Here is an 8874-nt window from a genome sequence, read left to right on the forward strand (position 1 = left end):
GCCGTGCTCGCCGCCGCGGCCGCCTGGCAGGCCCGCCGGCGCCGGTCATGACCCTCCGCCGGTCCCTGTCGGCCCTGCGCGCCCCGCGTGCGACGCGCTCCAACGCGCTGCACGCGGGCGCGTGGTGGCTGTGGGCGCTGGGGCTGGCCACGGCCGCCTCCCGCACCACCAACCCGCTGCTGCTGGCGCTGATCATCGCCGTCACGGCGTACGTCGTCGCGGCCCGCCGCACCGACGCGCCCTGGGCGCGCGGCTACGGCGCCTTCCTGAAGATCGCCCTGGCGGTGCTGGTGATCCGGCTGTTCTTCGCCGTCTTCCTCGGCTCCCCGATCCCCGGCACCACCGTGCTGTTCACCCTTCCCGAGGTGCCGCTGCCCGACTGGGCGCAGGGCGTGCGCATCGGCGGCCGGGTCACGGCCGAGGGACTGGTGTTCGCGCTGCGCGACGGGCTGAAGCTGGCCACCATGCTGGTGTGCGTCGGCGCGGCCAACGCCCTGGCCAGCCCCGCCCGGCTGCTGAAGTCCCTGCCCGCCGCGCTGTACGAGGCGGGGATGGCCGTGGTCGTGGCGATGACGTTCGCCCCCCATCTGATCGCCGACGTCCGCCGGCTGCGGGCCGCCCGCCGGCTGCGCGGCCGCGACGACAAGGGGATCAGGGCGGTGCTGCGGATCGGGCTGCCGGTCCTGGAGGGCGCGCTGGAGCGCTCGGTGGCGCTGGCCGCCTCGATGGACGCGCGCGGCTACGGCCGCACCGCGCGGGTGCCGCACGCCGTGCGCCGCACCACCGCCGCCCTCACCCTGGGCGGGCTGCTGGGCGTGTGCGCCGGGACGTACGGGCTGCTGGCCGCCCAGGGCGCGGCCTTCGGGCTGCCGGTGCTGCTGCTCGGGCTGGCCGCCGCGCTCGGCGGACTGTGGCTGGGCGGGCGCCGCGCGGTGCGCAGCCGCTACCGGCCCGACCGCTGGGGGGCGCGCGCCTGGCTGGTGTCGGCGTCCGGGGCGGCGGTCGGCGCGGCCGTGGTCCGGGCCGCCGCCCGCCTGCCGGAGGCCCTCGACCCGCCCCCGGTGCCGCTGACCGCGCCCGAGCTGCCGCTGTGGCCCGCCGCGGCCGTACTGGCCGGGCTGCTCCCGGCCTTCGTCGCCCCCGTACCCGCCCCCCGAACCGAAACCGACGCCGGGTCCGTCTCCCGCACCGGGCAGACCCCGCCGGCGAAGGAGACGACCCGCGCATGATCCGCTTCGACCAGGTCTCCGTCACCTACGGGGACGACGCCTCCCCCGCCGTGCACGGGGTGGACCTCACCGTGCCCGAGGGCGAGCTGGTGCTCGTCGTCGGCCCGTCCGGCGTGGGCAAGTCCACGCTGCTGGGCGCCGTCTCCGGGCTGGTGCCGCACTTCACCGGCGGCACCCTGCACGGCCGCGTGACCGTGGACGGCCGCGACACCCGCGAGAACCGGCCGCGCGAACTGGCCGACGTCGTCGGCACCGTGGGCCAGGACCCGCTGGCCCACTTCGTCACCGACACCGTCGAGGACGAACTCGCCTACGGCATGGAGTGCCTGGGCCTGCCGCCGGACACCATGCGCCGCCGCGTCGAGGAGACCCTGGACCTGCTGGGCCTGGCCGATCTGCGCGACCGCCCCCTGGCCACCCTCTCCGGCGGGCAGATGCAGCGCGTCGCCATCGGCTCGGTGCTGACCACCCACCCCAAGGTGCTGGTGCTGGACGAGCCGACCTCCGCGCTCGACCCGGCCGCCGCCGAGGAGGTGCTGGCCGTCCTCCAGCGGCTGGTGCACGACCTGGGCACCACCGTGCTGATGGCCGAGCACCGCCTTGAGCGCGTGGTGCAGTACGCGGACCAGGTGCTGCTGCTGCCCGCGCCCGGCGCCGCGCCGGTGCTGGGCGATCCGGCCGGGGTGATGGCGCTCTCGCCGGTCCGTCCGCCCGTCGTCGCCCTGGGGCGGCTGGCCGGCTGGTCCCCGCTGCCGCTGTCGGTGCGGGACGCGCGCCGCAGGGCGGCGGGGCTGCGGGAGCGGCTGGAGAGGCTGGAGCCTGCGAAGACACCGGAGACGCCCGCCGGCCTCGGCGGGCCGGGCGGATCCGGCGGACCGGGCGGCGGCGAACCGCTGGCCGAGGTCTCCTCCCTGTCCGTGCGCCGCGGCCGGATCACCGCCCTGGAGAAGGTCGACCTGACGGTGCGGCCGGGCGAGACGATCGCGCTGATGGGCCGCAACGGCGCGGGCAAGTCCACCCTGCTGAACACCCTGGTCGGCATGTACGAGCCCGCGCGCGGCACGGTGCGCCTGGGCGGCGCGTGCGGTGCCGTGCCGCACCGCACCCGGCCCTCCGAACTGCTGCGCCACGTCGGCCTGGTGCCGCAGGACCCGCGCGACCTGCTGTACGCCGACACCGTCGCCGCCGAGTGCGCCGGCGCGGACCGCGACGCGGGCGCCGAGCCCGGCACCTGCCGCGCCCTGGTCTCCGCCCTGCTGCCGGACGTCCACGACGGCACCCACCCGCGCGATCTGTCCGAGGGCCAGCGCCTGGCCCTGGCCCTCGCCGTCGTCCTCACCGCGGCCCCTCCCCTGCTGCTCCTGGACGAGCCGACGCGCGGCCTGGACTACGCGGCCAAGGAGCGGCTGACCGGTGTGCTGCGCGCGCTGGCGGAGGACGGCCACGCCGTCGTCCTGGCCACCCACGACGTGGAACTCGCCGCCGAACTCGCCCGCCGGGTGGTGATCCTGGCCGACGGCGAGGTCGTCGCGGACGGCCCGAGCGCCGAGGTCGTCACCTCCTCCCCCGCCTTCGCCCCGCAGACCGCGAAGATCCTCGCCCCCCGGCGCTGGCTCACGGTCGGCCAGGTGCGGGCGGCGCTGGAGGAAGCGGGGGCGGGCGTATGACCGGCGCCTCGGGCACCCCGAACACCCCGGACGCCGAGGGCGCCTCCGGCGCCGAACGGGCCGAACGGGCCGGACGCCGGGCGCGGACCGACCGCACCGACCGCACCGACCGCACCGACCGCCAGGTGCGCGCCGTACGGATCGGGCCGCGCTCCGCCGCGGCCCTGGGCATCGTCTCGGCCATCGGCGTGGCCGCCTTCGGCTGGCCGCTGCTGGCCGACTCCGCCTCCGGGCTGGCCCACTCCGGGGACGCGCCCTGGCTGTTCGCGGCGCTGCTGCCGCTGCTGCTGGCCGTGGCGGTGGCGGCCGTGGCCGACACCGGACTGGACGCCAAGGCCGTCGCGATGCTCGGCGTGCTGGCCGCCGCGGGGGCCGCGCTGCGCCCGCTGGGGGCGGGGACGGCGGGCCTGGAGCCGATGTTCTTCCTGATGGTGCTCTCCGGCCGGGTGCTGGGGCCGGGGTTCGGATTCGTCCTGGGCGCGGTGTCGATGTTCGCCTCGGCCCTGCTGACCGGCGGGGTCGGGCCGTGGCTGCCGTTCCAGATGCTGTCGATGGGCTGGGTGGCGATGGGCGCGGGCCTGCTGCCCGGCCCCCACAGTCTGCGCGGACGCCGGGAGCTGGCGCTGCTCGCCGCGTACGGGGCCGTCGCCTCGGTGCTGTACGGCGTGGTGATGAACCTCCAGGGCTGGCCGTTCATCAGCGGACTGGCCAGCGGGATCTCCCATGTCCCCGGGGACCCCCTGGAGGTGAAGCTGGCCAAGTTCACCGCCTACGTCCTGGCCACCTCCCTCGGCTGGGACCTGCCCCGCGCCCTGCTGACCGTGGTGCTCACCCTCACCGTGGGCGGCACGGTGCTGCGGGCGCTGCGCCGCGCCACGCGCCGGGCGGCGTTCGGCGCCCCGGCCGCGTTCACCGGGGCGCCGTTTGCGCGCAGCGAGGGCGGCAACGCGGAGAGTTGACAGCCCGAGCAAGGGGACACTCGTGGAAGGCGAGCCATGTCCACAGGTTTGATCATCACGCTGATCGTGGCGGCGGTCGTCGTCCTCGCGATCGCCCTGTTCATCGTCAGGCGCGGCGGCGGACCGCGCTCCGTGAAGCGGCGGTTCGGCCCCGAGTACGAGCGGACCGTCGCCCAGCACAACGGGGACGCCAAGGCAGCCGAACGGGAGCTGCGGGAGCGGCTCCAGCGCCACGGCGAGCTGCGGACGAAGCCGCTGACCCCGCAGGAGCGCCAGGAGTACGAGACCCAGTGGGTCGCCGTGCAGGAGCGGTTCGTGGACGCGCCGGTGGAGGCGGTCGCCACCGCCGACCGGCTGCTGAGCCGGCTGGCCGAGGCACGCGGCTTCCCCGGCGACGGGTACGACGAGCAGGTCTCCGCGCTCTCCGTCCACCACCCCCGGCGCGTCCAGGGATACCGCGAGGTGCACGCCGTGGCCGTACTGGCCCGCGAGGGCCAGGCCGACACCGAGCGGCTGCGCGAGGCGCTGGTGCACGCCCGCGCCCTGTACGAGGACCTGATGGAGCGGTCCGCGCACGACTCGCACGGCGGCGGGCCGCGGCACGAGCACGGCCGCGACCGCGACCGCGCTCACGCCGACGGCACCGGATCGCGGGGCCACGGACGCCTCTCCGAGCGGCTGCACCTCCCCGGGGCGCCGCGCCGCCACGACACCTCCGGAGGCAGGGCATGAGCACGAACGGACACATCCCCCAGGAACGCCGGGCCCCGCTGGCCGACCGCGCCGGCCGGCCCGAGTGGACGGACGACGCGCCCCCGGTCGACCGGCCCGAGCCGGTGGCACCGGCGGCTGCGACCGGGGCCGCCGACCGGGCGGACGGGCACGGCGCCTCCGCCGCCTCCCCGCACGGGCCCCTCGGGAAGAGCACCGGGACGGCCGCCGGGACGACGGGGCCGGGAACGGGAACCGGAGCGGGAGCGGGAGCGGCGGCACCGGCGCGCGGGAACCCGCGCGCAGACGCGCACGGAGACCGCCCGGAGGGCGGGAACGGCGGCGCGGGTCTGCTGACCCCCGAGGAGCGCGAGCGGTTCGGCAGGCGGCTGCACGACGCGGTGACGGGCTTCGTCGACGGGCCGCGGCGCTCGGTCGAGGAGGCGGACGCCGTGTTCGAGGAGATCTCCCGCCGTATCACCGATCTGCTCACCGAGCGCCACCGCGAGCTGCGCGAGCCCTGGCGCGGCGAGGACTCCGCGGAGCGCACGGAGGATCTGCGCAGGGCGCTGCGGGAGTACCGCGACGCCGCCGACCGGCTCATGCGGCTGTGACCCGCGGGCCGTGGCGCGACCGCCGGACCACGGCAGCCGCGCCCGGCGCCCTCCGCCCGGCCGAACCCGGCGCCCTCGGCGGCCCGGCCCTCATCGGGGCCGGGCCGCCGCCGTGTGTCCGTACGCCGCCCGCGCGGGCGAACGGAGGCGGAGAAGGCCGTCCGTCCGCGTCCGGGACATCCGCCGCACGGCACCACAAGCCGGAACGACCGCCGTGCCGCCGCACCTCCGGACCGGGGCGGAAGGCACGATGGGGGCATGAGCATCGTGAAGATCAACGCCCTGACCGTCCCCTCCGAGCAGCGGGAGGAACTCGAACGGCGGTTCGCCTCCCGGGCGGGGGCGGTGGAGTCCTCCGACGGTTTCGAGTGGTTCGAGCTGCTCCGCCCCCTGGAGGGGACCGACCGGTACCTCGTCTACACCCGCTGGCGCGACGAGGCCGCGTTCCAGGCGTGGATGTCGGGCCCGATGAAGTCGGCGCACCAGGGCGGCGGCAGCGGTGGCGGCGGCCGTCCGGGCGGCGGCGCGGGCCGGGGCCCGGCTGCGTCCGACTCCACCGTCTGGACCTTCGAGGTCGTCCAGCAGGCGGCCCCGAAGCCCGCCGCGGACACCGCCGGAACGGAGGACTGAGCGACCCGTCCCGCCGGGCCCCGGGCGAGGCCCCGGGGCCCGGCGGGACGGAGGTGACCGGCGGGTACAAAGGGGGCGGAGGGCATCCAGTAACCTCTGTGGCACTTTCTGAGGGAGGGGAGCTCGCAGTGGCGGATACGCCCATCTGCCCCATATGCCACAGGCCCGCGGACGACTCCGGACGGGCGAGCTGCCGGTGCGCCGAGGTCGAGGTGCTGCCGCGGCCGGTGGCGCAGCCGGACCGGGGCCCCGACCCGGCCGACCTGGCGATGTTCCCCGAGGGGGCCCGGCACGCGGACGGCGACACCGCGCCCCTGCCGCTGGTGACCGGTGGCCGGGCCGCCCCGCGCCGCCGTATCGGACGCGGCCTGGCGCTGGCCGTGGGCGGCACCGCGGTGGCCGTGGTCGGTTCCGGGGTACTGGTGGCCGGGCTGTTCACGCGGGGGGACGACACCTTCGACGAGGCCCGGTTCGGCGACCGCGGCGGCGCCCCGACCGCGGTGGTGCCCACCGACGGCAAGGGCGAGGAGTCCGCCGGCGACGGCTCCGCGTCCCCCTCGGCCTCTCCGTCGGCCACGGCCTCGCCCTCCCCCTCCACCTCGCCCTCCGCGAGTCCGTCGCAGACCCGCACGCCGTCCTCGCCCTCCACTCCCCCCCGTACCGCCGAGGCGTCCACGAGCACCGCCCCCGCGCCGCCCCCCGCCCCCACCACGCCGGGCGGGGGCGACTGGGACGGCGGCTGGGACGGCGACGACGGCGACGGCCGGCCGCGCACCCTGCGCGAGGGCGACTCGGGGCCCGAGGTCGCCGAACTGCAGTACCGGCTGGCCTCCGTGGGCACCTACGACGCCCGGGAGCACGGCCTGGACGGCGTGTACGACGGCGAGGTCACCGACGGGGTGTCCACGTTCCAGACCTGGTACGGAGTGCGGGGGGACCCGGAGGGCGTCTACGGGCCGCACACCCGTCGCGCCCTGGAGAGGGCCACGCAGAGAAGCTGACGCCGGGCGGGGTGGCGCAAACGCGGATTGCTTTGTATCGTAGAGGAACAAAGTGGCTCCGCCCGTTCCCCGTGCCTGACCGCGGGGGCCCCTGACCCGGCGGGCGGGCCACTTGTCCCGCCTTCCCAGCAGTTGGAGCCACCCGCCATGCCCTCGGACACCCCGGACTCCCCGAAAGCCCAGGACGTCCGGGACGCCCGGCACCCGGCGGGCACGGCCGCCGCCGCACCGCTGACGGCCCGCGCGCTGCTGCTGGACATGGACGGCACCCTGGTCGACTCCGACGCCGCCGTCGAGCGCGTCTGGCGCGACTGGGCCGCGGGCCACGGCCTGGACGGGGACGAGGTCATGAAGGTGGTGCACGGTCGGCAGGGCTACGCCACGATGGCCGAACTGCTGCCCGGCCGCCCGATGGAGGTCAACCACGCCGAGAACCGGCGCCTGCTGGAGCGGGAGACCGCCGACACCGAGGGCGTCGTGCCGGTACCGGGCGCAGCCGCCTTCCTCGCGGCGATCGAGGACCTCCCCCACGCGCTGGTGACCTCGGCCAGCGTCCCCCTGGCCACCGCCCGGATGAACGCGGCGGGCCTGCGGATTCCGCGGGTGCGGATCACCGCGGAGTCGGTCGGCGCCAGCAAACCGCACCCGGAGGGTTTCCTGAAGGCCGCGGCCGAACTGGGCTTCGCGCCCGAGGACTGCGTGGTCCTCGAGGACTCCGAGGCCGGTGTCGCGGCGGGCCGCGCGGCCGGTATGCGGGTGGTCGGCGTCGGGCCCCGGGCGGCGGCCTTCGGGCCGACGGCCCACGTGCCGACGCTGGAGGGGGTGCGCGTCGAGCCCCTGCCCGGCGGCGGACTGCGCCTGCACCCGGGGCCCGGGCCCCGCTGAGCCCGCGCCGCCTCCCCTCCCCAGAACGCACGCCCCCCGCCTGGAACCTTCCTCCCCGCCGGTTCCGGGTGGGGGGCGTGATCACTCGATGTGCCCCGGCCGCCCGGCCGGGGCACCGCCGGTCGCGGGCCGGCCGGTCGGCCGCCCGGCCCGCGACCGGTCCGGGCGGTCAGCCGGTGAAGGCCTCGTAGAAGCTGAGGGCGGCCAGCACCAGCATCACGCACGCCGCGATCCGGGAGATCAGGCGCAGGGGCACCCGGCGCATCAGCGCGCGCCCGCCCAGGATGCCGATGGCCGCGACCGACCACAGGGCGACCACCGCTCCGAGGGCGACCGAGAGCGGGTTGTCGTAGCGGGCGGCGAGGTTGGCCGTCATGATCTGGGTGAGGTCGCCGAACTCGGCGACCAGGATCAGCATGAAGCCGCTGGCGGCCACCTTCCAGAAGGACTGGTCGGAGGGCCTGCGGATCTCCTCGTCCCCGTCGTCCTTCCTCAGCAGCAGCATCAGCGCGCCCGCCAGGAACAGCGCGCCGGTGATCCCCTGCACCAGTTGCTGCGGCAGCAGGGTCAGCACGCTGCCCGCGGCCACGGCCAGCGCCACGTGCAGCGCGAAGGCGGCCGCGACGCCGGCGAAGACGTAGGAGGCCCGGTAGCGGGTGCCGAGCACCAGTCCGGCGAGCGCCGTCTTGTCGGGCAGTTCGGCGAGGAAGACGACGCCGAAGGTCACTGCGGCGGCGGTGATGCTGAACATGCGAGAGGGACCCCTCATCGGTCGGGCCGCCCTGCCGAGGGGCCCGCGGGGGCGAGCACGCTTCGGCACGGCAGCGTCGTGGGCGGCTTGTGTGAAGCCGTGGACACTGCGGCCGAAGGTCTCGCTGGCACGGTGCGCGGGCACCGGCTCCGGGCGCCGGGCCGGCCGTACGGGTACGGCGCGGCCAGTATGTCGACGGTCCGGCGAAGAGCTACTCCCCTTCAGACGCCGACCAGCCTACGTGATGCCCCGCGCCTCCCCGCGCCCGCCGCCGGGACGCCGCCGGGACGCCGCCCGCACCCGCCCGGCGGTGTGACCGGCACCACGGCCTCGGCCGTCCCGCCCCGCAGCACGCCGCACCACCCGGGCCCGGGCCCGGCCGCCGGGTCTGCGGGCAGGAGCGCGGCCGCGAGGCGCGCACCGCCCT

General features: G+C 77.0%; 9 protein-coding genes. 8 read left to right on the forward strand and 1 reads right to left on the reverse strand.

What is annotated here, in order from left to right:
• Positions 1–47: 47 nt before the first annotated feature.
• From ACLIYP_RS27710 to ACLIYP_RS27745, 8 genes are all read left to right on the forward strand, one after another.
• Positions 48–1229, forward strand: coding sequence for an energy-coupling factor transporter transmembrane component T (locus ACLIYP_RS27710; protein WP_412715845.1), 1182 nt, complete (start codon positions 48–50; stop codon positions 1227–1229).
• Positions 1226–2896, forward strand: a complete 1671-nt coding sequence (locus ACLIYP_RS27715; RefSeq protein WP_412715838.1) for an ABC transporter ATP-binding protein — start codon at positions 1226–1228, stop codon at positions 2894–2896. Before ACLIYP_RS27710 ends, ACLIYP_RS27715 begins: the two co-directional genes overlap by 4 nt.
• Positions 2893–3855 carry an ECF transporter S component gene (locus ACLIYP_RS27720; RefSeq protein WP_412715839.1) on the forward strand — a complete coding sequence of 321 codons (963 nt, stop codon included), beginning with the start codon at positions 2893–2895 and terminating at the stop codon, positions 3853–3855. The genes ACLIYP_RS27715 and ACLIYP_RS27720 overlap by 4 nt, the downstream gene beginning before the upstream one ends.
• Positions 3856–3891: 36 nt before the next feature.
• Complete coding sequence (locus tag ACLIYP_RS27725; RefSeq protein WP_412715840.1) at positions 3892–4587, forward strand: GAT domain-containing protein; 696 nt, start codon at positions 3892–3894, stop codon at positions 4585–4587.
• Positions 4584–5180, forward strand: a complete 597-nt coding sequence (locus tag ACLIYP_RS27730) for a hypothetical protein (RefSeq protein ID WP_412715841.1) — start codon at positions 4584–4586, stop codon at positions 5178–5180. Before ACLIYP_RS27725 ends, ACLIYP_RS27730 begins: the two co-directional genes overlap by 4 nt.
• Before the next feature lie 258 nt (positions 5181–5438).
• Positions 5439–5810: an antibiotic biosynthesis monooxygenase family protein gene (locus tag ACLIYP_RS27735; RefSeq protein ID WP_093654826.1), complete on the forward strand. Its 372-nt coding sequence runs from the start codon at positions 5439–5441 to the stop codon at positions 5808–5810.
• Positions 5811–5938: 128 nt separating this feature from the next.
• Entirely contained in the window at positions 5939–6811 is an 873-nt protein-coding gene (locus tag ACLIYP_RS27740; RefSeq protein WP_412715842.1) for a peptidoglycan-binding domain-containing protein, read from the forward strand.
• A gap of 147 nt (positions 6812–6958) precedes the next feature.
• Positions 6959–7696 carry an HAD-IA family hydrolase gene (locus ACLIYP_RS27745; protein ID WP_412715843.1) on the forward strand — a complete coding sequence of 246 codons (738 nt, stop codon included), beginning with the start codon at positions 6959–6961 and terminating at the stop codon, positions 7694–7696.
• A 169-nt stretch (positions 7697–7865) separates the two neighbouring features.
• On the opposite strand, the gene ACLIYP_RS27750 is transcribed toward ACLIYP_RS27745, so the two are convergent.
• A complete protein-coding gene (locus tag ACLIYP_RS27750) occupies positions 7866–8447 on the reverse strand; it encodes a TMEM165/GDT1 family protein (protein ID WP_412715844.1) in 582 nt (193 codons plus the stop codon).
• Between the last annotated feature and the right edge of the window lie 427 nt (positions 8448–8874).

Origin of the sequence: Streptomyces nanhaiensis, from assembly GCF_046614825.1 — a bacterium.
In the GTDB taxonomy this organism is placed as follows: domain Bacteria; phylum Actinomycetota; class Actinomycetes; order Streptomycetales; family Streptomycetaceae; genus Streptomyces; species Streptomyces radiopugnans.